The 22,963-nt window shown below is 65.0% G+C and carries 21 protein-coding genes and 1 other RNA gene; 18 read left to right on the top strand and 4 right to left on the bottom strand.

Translation table 11 applies throughout. The annotated features are described in order from the left end of the window. Positions 1–298 precede the first annotated feature (298 nt). Positions 299–595, top strand: coding sequence for an H-NS histone family protein (locus AC57B5_RS28640; RefSeq protein ID WP_496400764.1), 297 nt, complete (start codon positions 299–301; stop codon positions 593–595). Positions 596–692: 97 nt separating this feature from the next. Next, a complete protein-coding gene (locus AC57B5_RS28635; protein WP_013801634.1) occupies positions 693–911 on the top strand; it encodes a hypothetical protein in 219 nt (72 codons plus the stop codon). Between the two features lie 143 nt (positions 912–1,054). Here the strand turns inward: AC57B5_RS28635 and ssrA are convergent. From ssrA to ompA, 4 genes are all read right to left on the bottom strand, one after another. Beyond that, positions 1,055–1,432, bottom strand: a transfer-messenger RNA (tmRNA) gene (gene ssrA, locus AC57B5_RS28630). Positions 1,433–1,444: 12 nt separating this feature from the next. Next, on the bottom strand, positions 1,445–2,110 hold the full coding sequence (locus AC57B5_RS28625) for an HAD family hydrolase (RefSeq protein ID WP_013801633.1): 666 nt from the start codon (positions 2,108–2,110) through the stop codon (positions 1,445–1,447). A gap of 5 nt (positions 2,111–2,115) precedes the next feature. Continuing rightward, positions 2,116–2,838: a bifunctional 2-polyprenyl-6-hydroxyphenol methylase/3-demethylubiquinol 3-O-methyltransferase UbiG gene (gene ubiG / locus AC57B5_RS28620; protein ID WP_043820619.1), complete on the bottom strand. Its 723-nt coding sequence runs from the start codon at positions 2,836–2,838 to the stop codon at positions 2,116–2,118. An 84-nt stretch (positions 2,839–2,922) separates the two neighbouring features. Next, entirely contained in the window at positions 2,923–3,582 is a 660-nt protein-coding gene (gene ompA, locus AC57B5_RS28615) for an outer membrane protein OmpA (RefSeq protein WP_192366470.1), read from the bottom strand. A gap of 229 nt (positions 3,583–3,811) precedes the next feature. On the opposite strand from ompA, the gene gyrA reads away from it, so the two are divergent. The 16 genes from gyrA (at position 3,812) to AC57B5_RS28535 (ending at position 22,797) form a co-directional block, all read left to right on the top strand. Next, on the top strand, positions 3,812–6,478 hold the full coding sequence (gyrA, locus tag AC57B5_RS28610; RefSeq protein ID WP_034395021.1) for a DNA gyrase subunit A: 2,667 nt from the start codon (positions 3,812–3,814) through the stop codon (positions 6,476–6,478). 123 nt (positions 6,479–6,601) lie between these two features. Beyond that, positions 6,602–7,711 (top strand): 3-phosphoserine/phosphohydroxythreonine transaminase, encoded by a 1,110-nt coding sequence (gene serC / locus AC57B5_RS28605; RefSeq protein ID WP_063325831.1) that lies wholly within the window; start codon positions 6,602–6,604, stop codon positions 7,709–7,711. Positions 7,712–7,729: 18 nt separating this feature from the next. Continuing rightward, complete coding sequence (pheA, locus tag AC57B5_RS28600) at positions 7,730–8,830, top strand: prephenate dehydratase (RefSeq protein ID WP_013801628.1); 1,101 nt, start codon at positions 7,730–7,732, stop codon at positions 8,828–8,830. After that, the gene (locus AC57B5_RS28595; protein WP_088164206.1) at positions 8,830–9,708 is read left to right on the top strand and encodes a prephenate dehydrogenase; all 879 of its coding nucleotides are present in this window, start codon (positions 8,830–8,832) and stop codon (positions 9,706–9,708) included. The genes pheA and AC57B5_RS28595 overlap by 1 nt, the downstream gene beginning before the upstream one ends. Before the next feature lie 114 nt (positions 9,709–9,822). After that, positions 9,823–11,850, top strand: a complete 2,028-nt coding sequence (locus AC57B5_RS28590) for a bifunctional 3-phosphoshikimate 1-carboxyvinyltransferase/cytidylate kinase (protein WP_496400763.1) — start codon at positions 9,823–9,825, stop codon at positions 11,848–11,850. A 167-nt stretch (positions 11,851–12,017) separates the two neighbouring features. Beyond that, a complete protein-coding gene (rpsA, locus tag AC57B5_RS28585) occupies positions 12,018–13,721 on the top strand; it encodes a 30S ribosomal protein S1 (RefSeq protein ID WP_288124655.1) in 1,704 nt (567 codons plus the stop codon). 90 nt (positions 13,722–13,811) lie between these two features. Beyond that, positions 13,812–14,153 (top strand): integration host factor subunit beta, encoded by a 342-nt coding sequence (locus tag AC57B5_RS28580; RefSeq protein WP_013801626.1) that lies wholly within the window; start codon positions 13,812–13,814, stop codon positions 14,151–14,153. 80 nt (positions 14,154–14,233) lie between these two features. After that, a complete protein-coding gene (locus tag AC57B5_RS28575; RefSeq protein WP_199962179.1) occupies positions 14,234–14,554 on the top strand; it encodes a LapA family protein in 321 nt (106 codons plus the stop codon). Beyond that, positions 14,544–15,719 carry a lipopolysaccharide assembly protein LapB gene (gene lapB, locus AC57B5_RS28570; RefSeq protein ID WP_349614600.1) on the top strand — a complete coding sequence of 392 codons (1,176 nt, stop codon included), beginning with the start codon at positions 14,544–14,546 and terminating at the stop codon, positions 15,717–15,719. Before AC57B5_RS28575 ends, lapB begins: the two co-directional genes overlap by 11 nt. Before the next feature lie 257 nt (positions 15,720–15,976). Further along, the gene (locus tag AC57B5_RS28565) at positions 15,977–16,378 is read left to right on the top strand and encodes a ComEA family DNA-binding protein (protein ID WP_496400762.1); all 402 of its coding nucleotides are present in this window, start codon (positions 15,977–15,979) and stop codon (positions 16,376–16,378) included. 139 nt (positions 16,379–16,517) lie between these two features. After that, on the top strand, positions 16,518–19,496 hold the full coding sequence (locus tag AC57B5_RS28560) for a monovalent cation/H+ antiporter subunit A (protein ID WP_034395005.1): 2,979 nt from the start codon (positions 16,518–16,520) through the stop codon (positions 19,494–19,496). Beyond that, positions 19,496–19,861 (top strand): Na+/H+ antiporter subunit C, encoded by a 366-nt coding sequence (locus AC57B5_RS28555; RefSeq protein ID WP_012206529.1) that lies wholly within the window; start codon positions 19,496–19,498, stop codon positions 19,859–19,861. Before AC57B5_RS28560 ends, AC57B5_RS28555 begins: the two co-directional genes overlap by 1 nt. Then, the gene (locus tag AC57B5_RS28550; RefSeq protein ID WP_496400761.1) at positions 19,858–21,654 is read left to right on the top strand and encodes a monovalent cation/H+ antiporter subunit D; all 1,797 of its coding nucleotides are present in this window, start codon (positions 19,858–19,860) and stop codon (positions 21,652–21,654) included. The genes AC57B5_RS28555 and AC57B5_RS28550 overlap by 4 nt, the downstream gene beginning before the upstream one ends. After that, on the top strand, positions 21,651–22,142 hold the full coding sequence (locus AC57B5_RS28545) for a Na+/H+ antiporter subunit E (RefSeq protein WP_013801620.1): 492 nt from the start codon (positions 21,651–21,653) through the stop codon (positions 22,140–22,142). Before AC57B5_RS28550 ends, AC57B5_RS28545 begins: the two co-directional genes overlap by 4 nt. Further along, positions 22,139–22,417 carry a K+/H+ antiporter subunit F gene (locus tag AC57B5_RS28540; protein ID WP_012206532.1) on the top strand — a complete coding sequence of 93 codons (279 nt, stop codon included), beginning with the start codon at positions 22,139–22,141 and terminating at the stop codon, positions 22,415–22,417. Before AC57B5_RS28545 ends, AC57B5_RS28540 begins: the two co-directional genes overlap by 4 nt. Then, complete coding sequence (locus AC57B5_RS28535) at positions 22,414–22,797, top strand: monovalent cation/H(+) antiporter subunit G (RefSeq protein WP_012206533.1); 384 nt, start codon at positions 22,414–22,416, stop codon at positions 22,795–22,797. Before AC57B5_RS28540 ends, AC57B5_RS28535 begins: the two co-directional genes overlap by 4 nt. Positions 22,798–22,963 lie beyond the last annotated feature (166 nt).

The raw sequence follows: 22,963 nt of genomic DNA, 5'->3' as shown, positions 1-22,963 counted from the left end.
TCGCCTTCAGTTTCTGCACCGTTTCATTGCCGGGTCTGGGGCATTTCCTCCTCCCTCCCTCTCATTCCCCCAGGAAGCTTTCAAAAAGCACCGGCTCTTTATTCCCAGGCCAGCGCAAGCCGCTGGCCTTTTTCTTGGGCGCACCTCGCCGCCCCAACCATCCCCATCACCTGTTCTGAACGCGCCACGTCGCTGGTGACCGTTCCTGCATTCGCACACTCTTTTTCTTACTGATAACTTACAAAATATTCATACCCGTGATATACACGCGCATCTCCCACTGAAAATCATCATTGCCATGACATCCGACTACAAGGCCCTGCTGCAACAAAAAGCCGAGCTTGAGAAAAAAATCGACGCACTCATCCAGAATGCGAAAACCGACGCGATCGCTGAAGCAAAGGCGATGGTGCAGCAATATGGCCTGACGAAGGAAGACGTCTTCCCCTCCGCCAAGAGCAAGCCCGGCAAGGCCAGCAAGCACAGCGTGGGAGAGCCCAAATTCCGCAACCCAGAAACCGGCGCCACCTGGACAGGCCGCGGCAAGCCGCCCAAGTGGATAGAGGGCAAGGACCGCGCAAGCCTCGCCATCTGAGAATCGACACCGGGCGCCGGCCATGCCTCCCAGTCGGCGCCCCCTATTTCGCCGCGTTGCCATACCATGCGATTTCCAACACAAGGAGGAAACGCACATGAGCAAACAGAGCACAGAAACCCTGTTGGCAGCAGAACTGGCTGACCACTTCATAGAAGTCATCCTGTCCAACAAACCAGAGCTGTTGGTCTCGGGCATCGGCGGGGTGGCAGACCTGCACCACATACAGCACGGCGCCAAGGCCCTGGCGCATTTCCGCCTCACGCTGATCCAGGAACTGTCGCAACAGCCCATGCCCGACATGGGCAGCAGCTGAATCAACCCTGGGCCAGCCTCCTTGCCGAACCCGTTCCCGCAGCCCGTGCGAAATCCGTGCGATTCCGACGGCACCGCAGGACAGTTGAAGGCAAAAAAAAACCGCCACACGCTGAGGTCATCAGTGTGTGGCGGTGTCTTGGATGGTGGAGCTGGCGGGAATTGAACCCGCGTCCGCAAGCCTTCGCCGGGCAGATCTACATGTTTAGCGTTCTGTTTTGAGTCTCGCCTCCCAAGTCGCGCAGGCGCACGCTACCCGGGATGCCAGCTTCCTTGGATCTTGCCACGTACTAAGAAGCCCAGCACGCAGCCAGCTGATGTAAATTCCCTTGCAGCCGGGAGGTATTGCTACCCCCTTGCCCAGCCCATCAGCGTGCTGTTGCAAGGCTCACCGGATTTAAGCGGCGAGTGCGAAACGTTCGTCGTTTGCAGTTAGTTTTTTGAATGGAGATTTACGAGCGTCACTCAAGCTCGACATGCACCACACCGGTCCCGAACCCACGTCGAAACCAGGACAGCCCCAAGGCTCCTATCTTAGCCTCTTTCCAGCAGTTTCAAGAGCTCCAGCGGAGAATAGATTTGCGCATCCGCCTGCCACTGCAGCGTATCGCCCGCTGCGCCAAGGTAGCCGTAGCAGGCCGCCACGGTCTTCATGCCTGCGGCCTTGCCTGCAACGATGTCGCGCTCATCGTCACCCACATAGACAAAACACTGCGGAGGCAGGCCGATACGCGCGGCAGCTTCCAGCAACGGTGCTGGATGGGGCTTTGCGTGGGGCGTGGTATCACCGCTGACGATGGCACCAGCGCTCGCGAAAAGCGGCATCTGCTGCGTCAGCGGATCGGTGAAACGCATGGATTTATTGGTGACCACTCCCCAGGGCATGGATGCCGCCTGGAGCTGTGCAATGAGCTCCGGGACACCATCGAACGCATAGGTGCGCTCGGTCATGCACTGCTCGTAGTTGCGGAAAAACTCCTCGCGCATCTCCGGAAACTCCGGCGAGTCAGGCGTGAGCCCGAAGCCCACTCCCAGCATCCCCCGTGCCCCGGCGCCCGCCATGGGCCGATACCGCTCATAGGGAAGCGACTGCAGGCCACGGTCAATGCGCATCCTGTCTGCGGCCGCACCCAGGTCGGGTGCACTGTCGATCAAGGTGCCGTCCAGGTCGAACAGAACAGCTCGGACTTCTTGCCACATGCGGCTCACCCTTCTGCCCGGCGCGTTGCCAGCATGTAGTTCACCGACGTGTCCGCGCTGAGCCAGTAGCGCCCGGTGATGGGGTTGTGCTGCAGACCCTTGCTGGCCTGCAGGTCAAGGCCAGCCTGACGGGCAAACATGGCGAGTTCGCTGGGCTGGATCAGCTTGGCGTACTCATGCGTCCCCTTGGGAATCATCTTGAGCAGGTACTCAGCCGCCACAATGGCCAGACCAAAGGCCTTGGCACTGCGGTTGATTGTGGAGAAGAACACCCAGCCCCCAGGCTTGACCAGCTCGGCGCAGGCCGAGACCACGGAAGCGGGATCGGGCACATGCTCGAGCATCTCCATGCAGGTCACCACGTCAAAGGAGCCCGGCTGCTCCTCGGCCAGACGTTCCACGCTGACTTCGTGGTAGTGGATGTTCGGAGTACCCGTTTCCAGCGCATGCAACTGGGCCACACGCAATGCCTTGGTGGCCAGGTCGATGCCCACCACCTCTCTCGCCCCCTTGCGGGCCATGGAATCGGCGAGGATGCCGCCACCGCAGCCGACATCAAGGACCCTGCGGCCCTTCAAGGGAGCTTGCGCATCAATCCAGTCCAGGCGCAACGGATTGATCTGATGCAAAGGTTTGAACTCACTTTCCGGGTCCCACCAGCGATGGGCCAGGCTGGAGAATTTCTCCAGCTCCGCCGGGTCGGCATTGACGTTGATTGCGTTGCTCATGGCTCGATTGTCGGTGATTGCGACGACCGTTCGGCCATAAAAAAAGCCCCGTTGCCGGGGCTTTTGCGGGAAGCAATCGAAAGATTACTGAGCGGCGCGGGTGCCGACCACTTCGATTTCCACGCGACGGTTCTTTGCGCGGCCTTCCTTGGTCTTGTTGTCGGCGATGGGCTGCTTTTCGCCCTTGCCTTCAGTGTAGACGCGGTTCTTTTCGATGCCCTTGGACACCAGGTAAGCCTTCACAGCTTCAGCGCGGCGAACCGACAGCTTCTGGTTGTAGGCGTCAGAGCCAACGGAGTCGGTGTGACCGACGGCGATGACCACTTCCAGGTTGATGCCCTTGACCTTGGAGGCCAGATCATCCAGCTTGGCCTTGCCTTCGGGCTTCAGAACCGACTTGTCGAAGTCGAAGAAAGCGTCAGCAGAGAAGGTCACCTTGGAAGCCACGGCCGGAGCGGGAGCCGGTGCCGGGGCGGGAGCTGCCGGAGCGGGCGTTGCGGTAGGAGCCACAGCGGCTGCCACAGGCTTCAGGGCACCGTCGCAGTCAGCTGCTGCAGTGGCGGGCGTCCAGTTGGCATCGCGCCAGCACAGTTCGTTCGTGCCGTTCTTCCACACCAGTTCGCTGGTGCCGTTTTGCCAGTTGTCGATGGTCTTGCCACCGTCAGCAGCCTTCACTTGTGCGCCAGCAGCCGTTGCGAGGGCGGCAGAGGCAAACAACATCGCCACTTTGTTCAGTTTCTTCATGGTTCTCCTCTTGGGGAAAAAGCCGCAGCAGGGCTGCGAATCTGTGGACGTTATCAGTGACCATCACCAAAAACGTTGAATTGATTGTGCCATACGTCACAAGCAGACGGACCGCCAAGCGGGCGCCAACAAGTAGGACAGCGGCGGAATTCCAGGGTTATGTTGCTCGGCTGCTACACGTCATTCGACCTAAAATGGGCCTTTTCCCGCCGTCAGAGTATCGCCACACATGACCCAGTTTGCTAAAGAAACCCTGCCCATCAGCCTCGAAGAGGAGATGCGTCGCAGCTATCTCGATTACGCAATGAGCGTGATCGTGGGCCGGGCGCTGCCCGATGCGCGAGATGGTCTCAAGCCTGTGCATCGGCGCGTGCTGTTCGCCATGCACGAGCTCAACAACGACTGGAACCGGCCGTACAAGAAGTCGGCGCGTATCGTCGGCGACGTGATCGGCAAGTACCACCCGCACGGAGACAGCGCGGTGTACGACACCATCGTGCGCATGGCACAGGATTTCTCGCTGCGCCACATGCTGGTCGACGGGCAGGGCAACTTCGGTTCGGTGGACGGGGACAGCGCGGCGGCGATGCGTTACACCGAAATCCGCCTGTCCAAGATCTCCCACGAGATGCTGGGCGACATCGACAAGGAGACGGTGGACTACGGCCCGAACTACGACGGCAGCGAGCGCGAGCCGCTGGTGCTGCCCGCGCGGCTGCCCAACCTGCTGGTCAATGGTTCCTCGGGCATTGCCGTGGGCATGGCCACCAACATTCCTCCGCACAACCTCAACGAGGTGGTGGATGCCTGCCTGCACCTGCTGCAGACGCCTCAGGCCACCATCGACGAGCTGATGGAGATCATTCCCGCGCCTGACTTCCCCACGGCCGGCATCATCTATGGCATCAACGGTGTCAAGGAAGGCTACCGCACGGGTCGCGGACGCGTGGTGATGCGCGCCAAGTGCCACTTCGAGGACATCGATCGCGGCCAGCGCCAGGCCATCATCGTTGACGAGCTGCCCTACCAGGTCAACAAGAAGACGCTGCAGGAGCGCATGGCAGAGCTGGTGCACGAGAAGAAGATCGAAGGCATCAGCCACATCCAGGACGAGTCCGACAAGTCGGGCATGCGCCTGGTGATCGAGCTCAAGCGCGGCGAAGTGCCCGAGGTCGTGCTCAACAACCTGTACAAACTGACCCAGCTGCAAGACACCTTCGGCATGAACATGGTGGCGCTGGTCGATGGCCAGCCCAAGCTGTGCAACCTGAAGGATCTGGTCGAGGTCTTCCTGCAGCACCGCCGCGAAGTGGTCACGCGCCGCACGGTGTATGAGCTGCGCAAGGCGCGCGAGCGCGGCCATGTGCTGGAAGGCCTGGCGGTCGCGCTGGCCAATATCGACGACTTCATCGCCATCATCCGCAACGCGCCGACGCCGCCTGTGGCCAAGGCCGAGCTGATGACGCGCAACTGGGACAGCAAGCTGGTGCGCGAGATGCTGACGCGCACCCGCACCGATGGCGGCGTGGTCAACGCCGACGACTACCGCCCCGACGGACTGGAGCGCGAATTCGGCATGCAGGCCGATGGCCTGTACCGCCTGTCCGAAACCCAGGCCCAGGAAATCCTGCAGATGCGCCTGCAGCGACTGACCGGCCTGGAGCAGGACAAGATCGTCGCCGAGTACAAGGACGTGATGTCCGTCATCGAGGACCTGCTGGACATCCTGTCCAAGCCCGAGCGCGTGTCGGCCATCATTGGCGACGAGCTCAAGCAGATCAAGGCCGAGTTCGGACAGAGCAAGGTCGGCGCCCGCCGCAGCACGGTCGAGTACAGCGCGCAGGACCTGTCCACCGAGGACCTGATCACGCCCACCGACATGGTGGTCACGCTCAGCCACACGGGCTACATCAAGAGCCAGCCGCTGTCCGAGTACCGCTCGCAAAAGCGCGGCGGACGCGGCAAGCAGGCCACGGCCACCAAGGAAGACGACTGGATCGACCAGCTGTTCATCGCCAACACGCACGACTACCTGCTGTGCTTCTCCAACCGCGGCCGCCTGTACTGGCTCAAGGTCTGGGAAGTGCCCGCAGGTTCGCGCGGCTCGCGTGGACGCCCCATCGTCAACATGTTCCCGCTGCAGGATGGCGAGAAGATCAATGTGGTGCTGCCGCTGACGGGCGAGTACCGCAGCTTCCCGGCCGACCACTATGTGTTCATGTCCACCAGCATGGGCACCGTGAAGAAGACGGCGCTGGACGAGTTCTCCAACCCGCGCAAGGCCGGCATCATCGCCGTGGGCCTGGACGAGGGCGACTTCCTGATCGGCGCAGCCCTCACCGACGGCAAGCATGACGTGATGCTGTTCAGCGACGGCGGCAAGGCCGTGCGCTTCGACGAAAACGACGTGCGCCCCATGGGCCGCAACGCGCGTGGCGTCAAGGGCATGAACCTGGAAGAAGGCCAGAGCGTGATCGCCATGCTGGTGGCCGAGGACGAGTCGCAAAGCGTGCTCACGGCCACCGAGAACGGCTACGGCAAGCGCACCTCCATCGTGGAGTACACGCGCCATGGCCGCGGCACCAAGGGCATGATTGCCATCCAGCAGTCCGAGCGCAACGGCAAGGTCGTCGCCGCCACCCTGGTGCATGCCGATGACGAAATCATGCTGATCACCGACACTGGCGTGCTGGTGCGCACCCGTGTCTCGGAAATCCGCGAGCTGGGCCGCGCCACCCAGGGCGTGACGCTGATCTCCCTGGACGAAGGCGCCAAGCTCGGCGGCCTGCAGCGCATCGTTGAAAACGATGCCAACGAAGTCGAGGACGAGGCCACGGGCGAGGAGGCCACGGGCGGCGACGAAGCCGCTGCCGAAGGCACGGGCGAGCCCGCCTGATGACCCAGCCGCCGCTGGGACTGCCTCCCGCACCGGGAGCGCAGCCCCAGCGGCGGCTCAGATTTTTGACAGTTGCAGGCACCGCCCGAACTGGCGCCTGCGCGTGACTTGACAGTGAACTCCATGAACCGCCCTTACAACTTCTCCGCCGGCCCCGCCGCCATTCCCGCCGAAGTGCTGCAGCAGGCAGCCGCCGAAATGCTCGACTGGCACGGGTCCGGCATGAGCGTGATGGAGATGAGCCACCGCGGCAAGGAGTTCATCTCCATCTATGAACAGGCCGAGGCCGACCTGCGCGAGCTGCTGGCCGTACCGCCCGAGTTCAAGATCCTGTTCATGCAAGGCGGCGGCCTGGCCGAGAACGCCATCGTTCCCCTGAACCTGTCGCGCGCAGGCACGGTGGATTTCGTGCTCAGCGGCAGCTGGAGCCAGAAGTCGGCCAAGGAAGCACGCAAGTACGTGGCGGACGCGCACATCGCGGCCAGCGGCGAGGAGGGCAAGTTCACCGCCCTGCCCGCCCCCGAGAGCTGGCAACTGAGCCGTGGCGCCAGCTACGTGCACATCTGCAGCAACGAAACCATCCATGGCGTGGAGTTCCAGGAGCTGCCCGACCTGAAGGCGCTGGGCTGCGATGCTCCGCTGGTGGTTGATTTCTCCTCGCACGTGGCCTCGCGCCCCGTCGATTGGAGCCGCGTGGGCCTGGCGTTCGGCGGCGCGCAGAAGAACCTAGGCCCGGCCGGCCTGACCCTGGTCATCGTGCGCGAGGATCTGCTGGGCCACGCCCTGCCGGCCTGCCCTTCGGCCTTCGACTACAAGACCGTGGCCGACAACCAGTCGATGTACAACACGCCTCCGACCTGGGGCATCTACATCGCAGGCCTCACGTTCCAATGGATCAAGCGCCAGACCGAAGGCGGCCTGACCGGCGTGGCCGCCCTGGAAGCGCGCAACATCGCCAAGGCCGACCTGTTCTACCAGTACGTGGACCAGTCCTCGTTCTACGTGAACAAGGTCGCTGCCAATTGCCGCTCGCGCATGAACATCCCCTTCTTCCTGCGCGACGAATCGCGCAATGACGCCTTCCTGGCCGGAGCCCGGGAACGCGGCCTGCTGCAGCTCAAGGGCCACAAGTCCGTCGGCGGCATGCGTGCCAGCATCTACAACGCCATGCCCATCGCTGGCGTGCAGGCGCTGGTGGAGTACATGCGCGAATTCGAACAGCGCAACGCCTGACCGACCACACTCCCGCCCATGAGCACCACACCCCAAGCCTCTCCCGATCTGGCGCATCTGCGCGTGCAGATCGACGATATCGACCAGCAACTGCTGGACCTGCTGAACCGACGTGCCCGCGTGGCAGAGCAGGTCGGCGAGGTCAAGAAGCGTGAAGGCACGCCCTTCTTCCGCCCGGACCGCGTGGCCCAGGTCATCCAGAAGATCGAGTCCGCCAATCCCGGCCCGCTCAAGAACGGCCATGTCTCGGCCATCTGGCGCGAGATCATGTCGGCCTGCCTGGCGCTGGAGTCGCCCCAGCGCGTGGCCGTGCTGGGCCCGGCGGGCACGTTCTGCGAGGAAGCCGCCATCCAGTACTTCGGCGGCGCGGCCGATTTGATGTACTGCAACAGCTTCGACGAGGTGTTCCACGCCACGGCCGCAGGCAGCGCGCAGTACGGCGTGGTGGGCGTGGAGAACTCCAACGAAGGCGTGGTCACGCGCTCGCTGGACATGTTCCTGCACACGCCCTGCCACGTGGTGGGCGAGGTCAGCCTGCTGGTGCGCCACAACCTGCTTCGCAGCAGCAACACGACCGAGGGCATCGAAGTCGTGGCGGCCCATCCCCAGGCCCTGGCACAGTGCCAGGGCTGGCTGGCCAAGCACCTGCCGCATGCCGAGCGCCGCCCGGTGTCCAGCAATGCCGAAGGCGCTCGCCTGGCAGCACTGCATCCCAACATCGCCGGCCTGGCCAGCGAACGCGCAGCCCAGCAATTCGGCCTGCATGTGGTGGCGCATGCCATCCAGGACGATGCCTACAACCGCACGCGCTTCGCCGTCATCTGCCTGCCGCACACGCTGGCCACGCCCTCGCCCAGCGGCCAGGATTGCACCAGCATCATCATCTCCGTGCCCAACCGCCCCGGCGCCGTGCATGACCTGCTGGTGCCGCTCAAGAGGCACGGCGTGTCGATGACGCGCTTCGAGTCGCGCCCCGCGCGCACCGGCCAGTGGGAGTACTACTTCTACATCGACCTCGAAGGCCACCCGGCACAGCCCAATGTGGCCAGCGCGCTGGAAGAGTTGCGCGGCCTGTGCGCCTTCTACAAGGTGCTGGGCACCTACCCGGTATCCAAGTGATGCAGCCCTTTGAACAACTGGGCCTGATCGGCTGCGGCCTCATGGGCGGCTCGTTCGCCCTGGCGCTCAAGCAGGCAGGGCTGGTCAAGCGCGTCGTGGGCTACAGCAAGTCGCCTTCGACGACCGAACGCGCTCGCCAGATGGGCGTCATCGATGTGGAGGCCCCCTCCGCCCTGCTGGCCGCCGCCGGTGCCGACCTGGTGCTGCTGGCCGTGCCCGTGGCGGCGACCGAGGCCACGCTCAAGTCCATCAAGCACCTGGTCACGCCCGAGATGATGATCATGGACGTGGGCTCCACCAAGGTCGATGTGGTGCATGCCGCCCGCTCGGCCCTGCGCGACCAGCTCGGCTCTTTCGTCCCGGCCCACCCCATTGCAGGCAAGGAAGTCTCGGGCGTCGAGCACTCCGACCCCCAGCTGTACAAGGGCGCACAGGTCATCCTGACGCCCACCGAACGCACGCTGACCGACCACCTGCAAAAGGCCCGCTCCCTGTGGGAACTGCTGGGCTGCCGCGTGCGCGCCATGTCGCCCGAAGCCCACGACAGCGCCTTTGCCACGGTCAGCCACCTGCCGCATCTGTTGGCCTTCGCCATGATGCAAAGCGTGATCACCCAGCCCGACTCCGACGACGTGCTGTCCCTGGCCGGCCCCGGCTTCCGCGACTTCACGCGCATTGCCGCAGGCGATCCCAAAATGTGGCGTGATGTGCTGCTGGCCAACAGCGAGCAGGTTCTGGCACAGTCGCGCCAGTTCCAGCAGGCGCTGCAGCAACTCGAATCCCTGATCCAGGCCGGTGACGGACAAGGTCTTGAAGACCACCTGACCCTGGCCAGCGCCGCGCGCGCCCATTGGCGCATGGGCGCTCCGCGCCGCTGACGCACAACGCAGGGCAAGCGCCAGACGCAAGCCCGGCGCACCCAAAGCGCTCCTGTGCATTGCGGCCGGCGCGGCCGCAATGCCTCCCGACAGCCTGTTTGCATCCGAATTGCCATGTTCAGTACCGCCTTCCTCGATATCCCCCCTCTTTCCCGCGCGCAGGGCACGGTGAGCCTGCCGGGCTCCAAGAGCATCTCGAACCGCGTGCTGCTGCTCGCGGCACTGAGCCAGGGCACGACCGTGGTCCACGACCTGCTCGACTCGGACGACACGCGCGTCATGCTCCGGGCCCTGCAGCAACTGGGCTGCACGGTGGAGCCCACGACCATCACCCTCGGCCAGCCCGTGCGCATCACCGGCCTGGGCGGCGTCCTGCCCTCTGGCGCCAGTGCCGAGCTGTTCATGGGCAACGCCGGCACGGCCATGCGGCCGCTGACGGCAGCCCTGTCCGTGCTGGGCGGCGACTTCAAGCTCAGCGGCGTGCCGCGCATGCATGAGCGCCCCATCGGCGATCTGGTCGATGCGCTGCGCCAGCTTGGCTGCCGCATCGACTATCTGGGCAACGACGGCTTTCCTCCGCTGCACATTCGCCAGCCCGATTTCTCGCAGCTGCCGCACAGCCCCATCCAGGTGCGTGGCGATGTCTCCAGCCAGTTCCTGACCTCGCTGCTGATGGCGCTGCCGCTGCTGGCCAACACACGCGACATCACCATCGAAGTCGTGGGCGAGCTGATCTCCAAGCCCTACATCCACATCACGCTGGAATTGCTGGCCCGCTTCGGCATTGCCGTGCACAACGAGAACTGGCAGCGCTTCACCATCCCGGCCGGCAGCCGCTACAGCTCGCCGGGCGAGATCCATGTCGAGGCAGACGCCTCGTCGGCCAGCTACTTCATCGCACTGGGCGCCATCGCCTCGGACAGCGCCGAAGGCATCCGCATCCTCGGCGTGGGACGGGACTCCATCCAGGGCGATATCCGCTTTGTAGAGGCCGCGCGCGCCATGGGCGCCGAGGTGGAAGGCGGCCCCAACTGGCTGCGCATCCGCCGTGGCGCATGGCCGCTCAAGGCCATCGACCTGGACTGCAACCACATCCCCGATGCCGCCATGACGCTGGCCGTCATGGCCCTGTATGCCGATGGCACGACCACGCTGCGCAATATCGCAAGCTGGCGTGTCAAGGAAACCGACCGCATCGCGGCCATGACCAAGGAGCTGCGCAAGCTGGGCGCCGATGTCAAGGAGGGCGCGGACTACATCCGCATCACGCCGCCCGCGTCCACCGCCGCATGGCGTGCGGCCAGCATCCACACCTATGACGACCACCGCGTGGCCATGTGCTTCTCGCTGGCGGCCTTCAACCCGGCCGCCCTGCCCGTGCGCATCGAAGACCCCAAGTGCGTCGCCAAGACCTTCCCTGACTACTTCGAGGCCCTGTTCTCGGTCTGCGAGACGGCCCGCGCGCGCATTCCCGTGATCTGCATCGATGGCCCCACGGCCTCGGGCAAGGGCACGATTGCCGCCGAGGTCGCCCAGGCTCTTGGCTACCACCTGCTGGACTCGGGCGCGCTGTACCGGCTCACGGGGCTGGCCGCATCGCGCGCCGGCCTGGTGCTGGACGAACCGCATGCCCAGCAGATCGCCGTGCTGGCGCGCGAGCTGCCCGTGCGCTTTGACGCCGAGCAGCGCATCTGGCTGGGTGTCGAGGATGTCACCCTCCTGCTGCGCAGCGAGGAGTCGGGCATGAACGCCTCGCGTGTCTCGGCCCTGCCTGCCGTGCGCGACGCGCTGGTGGACCTGCAGCTGTCCTTCCAGCAGCTTCCGGGGCTGGTTGCCGACGGCCGCGACATGGGCACGGTGATCTTTCCCCATGCTCCCCTCAAGGTCTATTTGTCGGCCTCCGCCGCCTGTCGCGCCGAGCGCCGGCATAAGCAGTTGATTTCCAAAGGAATTGCCGCTAACATAAGCGCCCTTCGGGCTGACCTTGAAGCACGCGATGCGCGGGACATGAACCGCAGCGTCGCACCGCTCAAGCCCGCCCAGGATTCCATGCTGCTTGACAGCTCCGAGCTCTCCATCGAAGAGGTGGCAGAACAGGTGCTTTCGTGGTGGCAGGAACGCCAGCCGTTCGGCCGCGACTGATTGCCAGTTGCGCCGCACGGTCGGCAAACCCGCCCTCCGGGCCCAGACACGGCGGCACCGCCCCATGTACGGCCCGAGGTCCATAGACTCCAACACCGTGGTTGAACCCACAACACCTCCGCAAACAGTCCTAGAAACGCCTGGCAATAGTGCCGGCGGAAACCTGTTTGCGGGCAAGGAAATACATGTCTGAATCTTTTGCCTCCCTGTTTGAAGAATCGCTGCAACGCACGGAAATGCGTCCTGGCGAGGTCATCACCGCTGAAGTCGTGCGCGTCGAGCACAACTTCGTCGTCGTGAACGCTGGCCTGAAGTCGGAAGCCTACGTGCCAATCGACGAATTCAAGAACGACCAGGGAGAAATCGAAGTCCAGGTGGGCGACTTTGTGTCGGTCGCCATCGGCTCGATCGAAAACGGCTACGGCGACACCATCCTGTCGCGCGACACCGCCAAGCGCCTGGCCTCGTGGCTGGCTCTGGAAAAGGCCCTGGAATCGGGCGAATTCGTGACCGGCACGACCTCCGGCAAGGTCAAGGGCGGCCTGACGGTGCTGGTCAACGGCATCCGCGCCTTCCTGCCCGGTTCGCTGATCGACACCCGTCCGATCAAGGACCTGACTCCGTACGAAAACAAGACGATGGAGTTCAAGGTCATCAAGCTGGACCGCAAGCGCAACAACGTGGTGCTGAGCCGCCGCGCCGTGGTCGAAGCCTCGATGGGCGAAGAGCGCGCCAAGCTGATGGAAACGCTGAAGGAAGGCGCCATCGTTCAAGGCGTGGTCAAGAACATCACCGAATACGGTGCGTTCGTGGACCTGGGCGGCATCGACGGCCTGCTGCACATCACCGACATGGCATGGCGCCGCGTGCGTCATCCCTCGGAAGTCGTGCAGGCTGGCCAGGAAATCACCGCCAAGATCCTCAAGTTCGACACCGAGAAGAACCGTGTCTCGCTGGGTCTGAAGCAAATGGGCGACGACCCGTGGATGGGCGTTTCGCGCCGCTACCCCTCGAGCACCCGCCTGTTCGGCAAGGTCACGAACATTGCCGACTACGGCGCGTTCGTCGAGCTGGAACCCGGCATCGAAGGCCTGGTGCACGTCTCCGAAATGGACTGGACCAACAAGAACATTGCTCCGACCAAGCTCGTTACCCTGGGTGACGAAGTCGAAGTCATGGTGCTGGAGATCGACGAAGACAAGCGTCGCATCTCGCTGGGCATGAAGCAGTGCAAGGCCAACCCCTGGCAAGAGTTCGCGCAGAACACCAAGCGCGGCGACCGCGTCAAGGGCCCGATCAAGTCGATCACCGACTTCGGCGTGTTCGTGGGTCTGGCTGCCGGTATCGACGGCCTGGTGCACCTGTCCGACCTGTCCTGGAACGAGCCCGGCGAAGCCGCCGTGCGCAACTACAAGAAGGGCCAGGAAGTCGAAGCCATCGTGCTGGCCGTGGACGTCGAGCGCGAGCGCATCTCCCTGGGCATCAAGCAGCTGGACAGCGATCCCTTCACGACCTTCGTGACCGTGAACGACAAGGGCCAGATCGTGTCGGGCAAGGTCAAGACGGTGGACGCACGTGGTGCTGAAATCGACCTGGGCGAAGACATCATCGGTTACCTGCGTGCTTCGGAAATCGCCGTGGACCGCGTGGAAGATGCCCGCTCGGTGCTGAAGGAAGGCGACGAAATCACCGCCGTGGTGGTCAATGTGGATCGCAAGACCCGCAACATCCAGCTGTCGATCAAGGCCAAGGACCAGGTCGACCAGCAAGAAGCCATGGCTTCCCTGTCCGCTCAGTCGGCCAAGGAAAACGCCGGCACGACCAGCCTGGGCGCCCTGCTGCGCGCCAAGCTGGACAACTCCGACAAGTAATCAGCAGCCAGTCTGCTGACCGCTGAAGGTCGGATGCGACGGGCGCCTCCGGGCGCCCGTCGCCATTTCAACCCCTGATTCCTATCCTTGATGACCCGATCCGATCTCGTCGAAGAACTCGCCGCCCGCTTTGGCCAACTGAGCCAGCGCGATGCCGAGCAGGCCGTCAAGACGATTCTTGACGCCGTCAGCGATGCCCTGGTGCGAGGCCATCGCATCGAAATCCGCGGCTTTGGCAGTTTCTCGGTCAACCATCGCCCGCCCCGCATGGGCCGCAATCCCCGCAGTGGCGAGGCCGTCCACATTCCGTCCAAGCGCGTGCCGCACTTCAAGCCCGGCAAGGCCCTGCGCGAAGCCGTGGACCTGCGCCCCGGTGCAGCCATCGATACAGACAACACAGGCTCCGGCACAGGCACCGGCCCTGCCGCCTGAAAGCGGGCTGACCGGCTGCGCGCGCCGCAGCCGCCCTCTCCGCCAGGCTCTAGAATCGTTCCCGTCACACAAGGGAACACATGAAGTACTTCCTGTGGCTGCTCAAGGCGGCCATTTTTTTTACGCTGTTCGCTTTCGCCCTGAACAACCAGCAGGACGCGACGGTGCACTTCTTCTTCGGCACCTCCTGGACTGCGCCGCTGGTACTGGTGGTGCTGGCCGCCTTCGCCCTGGGCCTGATCGTGGGCGTTCTGGGCATGGTGCCGCGCTGGCTCAAGCACCGCAACGCCGCGCGCTCGACCCAGGCCACGGTGCCTGCAGCGGCCGAGGCATCGGCAGCAGCCACGGCGCCCAAGCCCGCCCCATCCCCCATCCTGCCGGGCGACGTGCATGGAATTTGATCTGAGCTGGATACTGCTGGGCCTGCCCGTCGCCTTCGTGCTGGGCTGGCTGGCCTCGCGCTGGGACCTGAGGCAGATTCGCGCCGAAAACCGCCAGGCGCCCAAGGCCTATTTCAAGGGCCTGAACTTCCTGCTCAACGAGCAGCAGGACAAGGCCATCGACGCCTTCATCGAAGCCGTGCAGAACGATCCCGACACTTCGGAGCTGCACTTCGCGCTGGGCAACCTCTTTCGCCGCCGTGGCGAATACAACCGCGCCGTGCGCGTGCACGAACACCTGCTGTCGCGCGGCGACCTCAGCCGCGTGGACCGCGACCGCGCCCAGCACGCGTTGGCCCAGGACTTTCTGAAGGCAGGCCTGCTCGATCGTGCCGAGGACGCGCTGCGCCGCCTGGAAGGCACGGCCTTCGAGGCCGAAGCCCGCCTTGCCCTGCTGGCCATCTACGAACGCTCGCGCGACTGGACACAGGCCGCCGCCATTGCGCGCCGCATGCAGGAAGCCAACCAGGGCGACTTCAGCGGCCGCCTGGCCCACTACCTCTGCGAAGACGCCCAGGCCCTGTTGACCCAGGGCCAGCAGGCCGAGGCACTGCAGCGGCTGCAGCAGGCCATCACCACCGCCCCACAGGCCGCACGCCCGCGCCTGGAGCACGCGCAGCTGCAGCACCGCATGGGGCAATCGGCCCAGGCCCTGCACACGTTGGAAAGCCTGGCCGAGCAGTCCCCGGCTTCGCTGCCGCTGGCGGCTCAGCTGCTGGTGGACATTGCCGCCGCCACGGGCCAGCGCCAGCACATCCACCAACTGCTCAGCCAGCAGTACGAGCAGGCACCCTCGCTGGATCTGCTGCAGGCGCTGGTCGCGCTGGACGCTCAGATTGAAGAACAGAGCAACGCTGGTGAAACCAGGGCACCGGGACGCGCACGCCTGGTCCAGCATCTGGACAGGGAGCCCTCCCTGGTGGCTGCCGCGCAGTGGCTGGCAGGCGAGAAACTGGCCGAGGAGCAATACCACCCGGCCGTGCAACGCGCGCTGGACCACGCGGCCAAGCCGCTGACCCGCTACCGCTGCGCGGCCTGCGGCTTCGAGGCACGCCAGCATTTCTGGCATTGCCCCGGCTGCCAGAGCTGGGACAGCTATCCGGCCCGCCGCGTCGAGGAGCTGTGATGCAGGGCAGGCGCGAGAAGCAGCTCCCCCTGCATCGCGTCACCCCCATTGGCAAACACGGCATGGACGGTGTATTTTCAGAGTATTCCTAGAAACCGCCTTGGCAGGCGCATGGCCATTGACTTTGCACACTTTCGGCCATGCCTGCACGGGCCTGCTGGCCCCCTTCACCGCCTAGCCGCACGCCAAGGCCCTGCATAAGATGCCTCTGGGTCGCAATGTTGCGGCCCTCAACATTTTGGGATCAGGAGGTTTGAATGTTCAGAAAACTGATGGCTGGCTTCATTGCACTGCTGTGGTCCGTGATGGCCCTGGCTGCCGTGGAGGTCAACAAGGCGAATGAAGCCGAACTGACATCCATCAAGGGCATTGGCCCGGCCATGTCGGCACGCATTCTCGAGGAGCGCAAATCCTCCGCCTTCAAGGACTGGCCCGATTTCATTGCACGCGTCAAAGGCGTGGGCGAACCGACCGCCGCCAAGTTCTCGGGTGACGGCCTGACGGTCAATGGCGCCAGCTACAAGGGCCAGGGAGCCAAGCCCGATGCAAAGGACACGGCGGCCAAGGACACCAAGGACAAGGCAGCCAAAGGCGCCAAGCCGACCAAGGACCAGGCCGCCAAACCGGCCACGCCGGCCAAGGCCGGCGCGGCCTCCTGAGTACGCCAACTGTCTCTATCCAACCCGCTTCGGCGGGTTTTTCATGCGTACTACCCTCGGGGTATGCGCGGCCATAGCCCGAAACATGCTCAGGTTTTCATAGCGAAGCAAAAAACCTTGCCCGTAAAATGAACCGCCCATGCCCCTGATCACCCTCATCCTCCTACCCTTCATCGGCAGCCTGATTGCCGCAATGCTGCCCGCCAATGCGCGCAATACGGAGTCAACGCTGGCCGGCGTCATTGCTCTGGGCTGCGCCATCCAGACGGCATTGCTGTTCCCCCAGATCGCCGATGGGGAGGTGCTGCGCCAGGAGATCGAGTGGCTGCCGGCACTGGGGCTGAATCTGGTGATCCGCATGGACGGTTTTGCCTGGATGTTCTGCATGCTGGTGCTGGGCATAGGCTCGCTGGTGGTGCTTTATGCGCGCTACTACATGTCGCCGGCCGATCCCGTGCCGCGCTTTTTCTCGTTCTTTCTGGCCTTCATGGGCGCGATGGCGGGCGTGGTGCTGTCGGGCAACATCATCCAGATTGCCTTCTTCTGGGAGCTGACCAGCCTCTTCTCCTTTCTTCTGATCGGATACTGGCACCACCGCAAGGATGCACGCCGGGGCGCGCGCATGGCGCTGACGGTGACGGGAACGGGCGGCCTGGCCATGCTGGCCGGCATGCTGGTGCTGGGCCACATCGTGGGCAGCTATGACCTGGACAATGTGCTCATCGCAGGCCAGCAGGTGCGCGACCACCAGTTGTACCTGGTCGCCCTGGTGCTGATCCTGCTGGGCGCACTGACCAAGAGCGCGCAGTTCCCCTTCCACTTCTGGCTGCCGCACGCCATGGCCGCGCCCACGCCGGTGTCGGCCTACCTGCACTCCGCCACCATGGTCAAGGCGGGTGTATTCCTGCTGGCGCGCATGTGGCCCGTGCTGGGTGACACCGATGCCTGGTTCTGGCTGGTGGGCGGAGCCGGCGCTGCAACGCTGCTCATCGGTGGCTATCTGGCCATGTTCCAGCACGATCTCAAGGGATTGCTGGCCTATTCGACGATTTCCCACCTGGGTCTGATCACGCTGCTGCTGGGCCTCAACAGCAAGCTGGCCGCCGTGGCTGCGGTGTTCCACATCATGAACCACGCGACCTTCAAGGCCTCGCTGTTCATGGCCGCAGGCATCGTTGACCATGAAAGCGGCACGCGCGACATCCGCCGCCTCTCGGGCCTGCGGCACATGATGCCCATCACGGCCACGCTGGCCTGCGTGGCCAGTGCGGCCATGGCGGGCGTGCCGCTGCTCAACGGCTTCCTGTCCAAGGAAATGTTCTTCGCCGAGACCGTCTACCTGGACGCTGCCCCCTGGGTGCGCACGGCCCTGCCGGTGGCCGCCACGGTGGCGGGCATGTTCAGCGTGGCCTATTCGCTGCGCTTCACCATCGACGTCTTCTTCGGCCCCAAGGCCACCGACCTGCCGCACGAGCCGCACGAGCCGCCGCACTGGATGCGCGTGCCCGTCGAGCTGCTGGTGCTGGCCTGCCTGGTGGTGGGCATGCTGCCGGCATGGGCGGTGGGCAGCTTCCTTGCAGCGGCCGCCACGCCCGTGGTCGGCGGCGATCTGCCCGAGTACAGCCTGGCCATCTGGCACGGCTGGAACATGCCCTTGATCATGAGCCTGGTCGCCCTGATTGGCGGCATCCTGCTGTACATGCTGCTGCGCTGGCAGCGCCAGGCCGGCCACATCGATACCGCACCGCTGGTGGGCACGCTCAGCGGCCAGCGCATCTTCGAGAACCTGCTGGCCCGCCTGTCCCTGCTGGGCCGCTGGTCGCGCCGGCGCCTGTCCACCATGCGCCTGCAGTGGCAGATGCTGTGGCTGGTCTGCACCGCCGTGCTGGCGGGCGTTCTGCCGCTGTGGCTGCAGGGCATCAAGCTGGGCGATCGGGGCATGCTGCCGCTGTCGCCCGCCTTCGTGCTGCTGTGGTCGGTGGGCATTCTCTGCGCCCTGGGCACGGCCTGGAAGGCCAAGTACCACCGGCTGACCGCGCTGATCATGCTGGGCGGTGCCGGCCTGTGCACCTGCCTGACCTTCCTGTGGTTCTCGGCGCCCGATCTGGCGCTGACCCAGCTGGTGGTCGAGGTCGCCACCACGGTGCTGATGCTGCTGGGCCTGCGCTGGATGCCCAAGCGCGACAAGAGCCTGCACATTCCCGTGCTGTCCGCCGAGCTGCGTGCGCGCTCGCGCCGCATGCGCGACCTGCTGCTGTCGCTGGTGGCAGGGGGCGGCATGGCCTGGCTGGCCTTCGCCATGATGAGCCGCCCCTTCTATGACGGCGCCTCCACCTTCTTCCTCGAACATGCGCTCAGCGACGGCGGCGGCACCAATGTGGTCAACGTCATGCTGGTGGACTTCCGTGGCTTCGACACCTTCGGCGAAATCGTGGTGCTGGGCATCGTGGCCCTGGTGGTCTATGCCCTGCTGCGGCGCTTTCGCCCGGCGCGCGAGACGCTGGACCTGCCCGAACAGCAGCGCTACGTGCCAGGCGACCTGCAGACCGATCTGTTCAATCCGCGCAATGCCGGCGATACGGCCGTGGGCTACCTGATGGTGCCCGCCGTGCTGGTCCGCCTGCTGCTGCCTTTCGCGGCCCTGGTCTCGGTCTACATCTTCATGCGCGGCCACAACGAACCCGGAGGCGGCTTCGTCGCCGGCCTGGTGTTCTCGGTCGCCTTGCTGATGCAGTACATCATCTCCGGCACGCAGTGGGTCGAGGCCCACTTGCCGATCTTCCCGCGCCGATGGATCGGTGTCGGCCTGCTGTTCGCACTGGGTACCGGCATGGGCTCCATCGTGGCCGGCTATCCCTTCCTCACCAGCCACACCTTCCACATGACCCTGCCAGTCGTCGGCGACGTGCATCTCGCCAGCGCCCTGTTCTTCGACATCGGTGTGTTCTCACTGGTGGTGGGCGCGACCATGCTCATTCTGACGGCCATCGCCCACCAATCGGTGCGCAGCCACCGCTACCACGCCCGCCTGCTGGAGGAGCAGCAACAACAGGCCGAGGAGGCCGAAGCCGCCGTGCAGCAGGCCACCGCCGCAGCCCTGGCGCGAGGAGGTTTCTGATGGAAGTCGTGCTTGCCATTGCCATCGGCGTACTGACCGGCTCGGGCGTGTGGCTGCTGCTGCGCCCACGGACCTACCAGGTCATCATGGGGCTGGCCCTGCTGTCTTATGCGGTCAACCTGTTCATCTTCAGCATGGGCCGCCAGGGCCTGGCCATTGACAAGGAGCCTGTGCTGCGGGCCGGCGTACCGCAGGATCTCGCGCACTATGCCGATCCCATGCCCCAGGCGCTGGTGCTCACAGCCATCGTGATCGGCTTTGCCATGACGGCGCTGTTCCTGGTGGTGCTGCTGGCCTCGCGCGGCACCACCGCCACCGACCATGTGGACGGAGCCCATTCCCGCACCGAGCAGGAGATGCCATGAACGAGCTGACCGCCCGTCTCATGCCGCACCTGATGCTGGCGCCCATCGTGCTGCCCATGCTCTCGGCAGCGCTGATGCTGCTGCTGCGCGAGGAGCGCCAGCGCGTGAAGTTCGCCCTTGGCCTGGTGTCCACCGTGCTGGGCCTGGGCGTGGCCGTGCTGCTGATGCTGTGGACCGACCAGGCCGGCGCACCCGTCAACCTGGGCGTCTACATGCCGGGCAACTGGCCCATGCCCTTCGGCATCTCGCTGGCGCTGGACCGCCTGACCGGCATGATGCTGGTGCTGACCTACACGGTGGCCCTGGCCTCGCTGATCTTCTCCAGCGCCCGCTGGCACCGCGCGGGGATGCACTTTCACTCGCTGTTCCAGTTCCAGCTGATGGGCCTGAGCGGCGCCTTCCTCACGGCGGACTTGTTCAACCTGTTCGTGTTCTTCGAGATCATGCTCGCGGCCTCCTACGGCCTGCTGCTGCATGGCTCGGGCCGGGCGCGCATCCAGGCGGGCCTGCACTACATCGCCATCAACCTGGCCGCCTCGTCGCTGTTCCTCATCGGCGTGTCCATGCTCTACGGCCTGACCGGCACGCTGAACATGGCCGATCTGGCGCGCGCCATTCCCCAGATCAGCAGTGCCGACCGCGGGCTGCTGCATTCGGCAGCGGCCATCCTGGGCATCGCCTTCCTGACCAAGGCGGCCATGTGGCCGCTGAACTTCTGGCTGGTGCCGGCCTACAGCGCGGCCACCGCGCCCGTCGGTGCCGTATTTGCGCTCATGACCAAGGTGGGCGTCTACGTGGTGCTGCGGCTGTGGACGCTGCTGTTCAGCTCCGAGGCCGGCTCCTCCGCCCTGTTCGGCAGCACCTGGCTGATCGTCGGCGGCATGCTGACCATGGCCTTCGGCGGCCTGGGCATGCTGGGCTCGCAGCGCCTGACGCATATCGCGGGCTTTGCGGCCATCCTGTCGTCAGGCACCCTGCTGGCTGCCACGGGCTTTGGCCAGAACGCGCTGACGGCGGGGCTGCTGTACTACCTGCCCAGCTCCACCCTGGCCGTGAGCGCGCTCTTCCTGATTGCCGACGTGGTGGACCGCTGGCGCGTGGATGACGACGCGGGCGAGCCCTATGAAGACGACGAGGCGCCCTTCCTCAACGCTGAGCTGCTTCCCACCGAGGGATTCAACCTTGACGAATCCGAAGAGGTGCTGATCGGCCGCGCCATTCCCGCCGCAGCTGCCTTCATCGGCCTGAGCTTCATGCTGGCCACCCTGGTGGTTACCGGCCTGCCCCCGCTGTCGGGCTTCGTGGGCAAGTTCGCCATGCTGTCTGCCCTGCTCAACCCGCTGGGCCTGGGCAACTCCAGCGGCTTCCAGGCCGGCTGGGCCGGCTGGGTGCTGGTGGCGCTGATGATCATCACCGGGCTGCTGGCCCTGCTGTCGCTGGTGCGCGCCGGCATACGCCACTTCTGGGCGACCGAGGAGCAGAACTCCCCCTCGCTGCGCGTGGTCGAAGGCCTGCCCATCGCCTTGCTACTGGCCTGCTGCGTGGCACTGACGATGCGCGGCGGCGAACTGATGGGCTACACACAGCGCGCAGCCGATGCGCTGCTGGCGCCCGATGTCTATGTGCGCTCCGTCATGGGCACGCAGCCCGAGCCCAGCCCGGCAGAAAAGAAGGCCCGCCTGGAAGCCGGCCCTGAAGGCGCGGCACGCGCAGCGGCCCAGGCCAGTGGCGCGCCCATACCCGCAGGCATAGGCGATGCAGGCACGACGGCAGGCACGGAGGATTCCCGATGATGAAAACCTTGCTGCCCGCGCCGCTGCTGTCGGTGGCGCTGTTCCTGCTGTGGCTGCTGCTCAACCGTTCGTTCAGCAGTGGACAGATCCTGCTCGGCGCATTGCTGGGCCTGCTGCTGCCCCTGCTGCTGCGCGGCCTGCGCCCCTTGCCCGTGCGGGTGCGCCATCCGCTGACCATCCTGCGCCTGGCGCTGCGCGTGGTCTGGGACACCTCGTTGTCCAACTTCAACGTCGTGCGGTTCATGCTGTTTCCGGGCATGCGCAAGCACCCGGCCAACTTCGTGCGCATCCCGTTGGAACTGCGCGACCCCAACGGCCTGGCCGTGCTCGCCATGATCGTGTGCATCACGCCCGGCACGGCCTGGGCCGAGATCTCGCGCGACCGCTCGCAGCTCATGCTGCATGTGCTGGAGGTCGATGATCCCGAGGAGATCGTCCAGCACGTCAAGCGTTGCTACGAGCGCCCCCTGATGGAGATTTTCGAATGATGCCCTGGTTCCACTGGACTTTGATGTTCGCGCTGGGCCTGCTGGTCGCGGCCATGGGTTGCGCCGTGCTGCGCCTGCTCAAGGGCCCGCACGCCCAGGACCGCGTGCTGGCGCTGGACTGCATGTACCTCAACGGCATGCTGGCCATGCTGCTCATGGGCATCATCTACGACAGCACAAGCTACTTCGAGGCGGCCTTGCTGGTCGCGCTGTTCGGCTGCGTGGGCTCCACCGCCATGGCCAAGTTCCTGCTGCGCGGCGAGGTGATCGAATGACGCCGGAGACCACACTGCCGCTGTGGTGCCAGATCCTGGTTGCCGCGCTGGCGCTGGGCGGCGCCATCATCGCCTTCCTGGGCTCCATGGGACTGTGGCGGCTGGGCAGCTATTTCGAGCGCGTGCATGCGCCCTCCATCATCGCCACCATGGGCTGCTGGCTGATCATGCATGCCACCTGGATCTACTTTTCCGTCAGCGGCCAGAGCCTGGCCGTGCATGCGCTGCTGATTGCGGTGTTCATCTCGGTGACCGTTCCCATCACGACCATCTTCCTGATGCGCGCAGCCCTGTTCCGCGCGCGCCGTGCGGGCCAGGACGTGCCGCCGCCGCTGAGCACCGTCGTGCGCAACGAACCGGCCGAGCACCCGGACGTCTGAAATCGCTTGCGGCGCCTGAAAATGCCCGCCCATTGCCGGTGGCGGGCCCCAGGCCAAAGCCCTGCCCAACTGCTCAGCATACGAATCTGCCGCCGGCCACGTCAATGCGCAAAGCAACGGATACGCGAGCCCCGCGGCTATGAGTTTGTGAGCGTATAGTGCAGTC

The organism is Delftia sp. BGA-UO-ETr-SB1, from assembly GCF_059567865.1.
The sequence above is the reverse complement of the archived record's forward strand: the minus strand, read 5'-3'. Positions and strand labels throughout refer to the sequence as shown.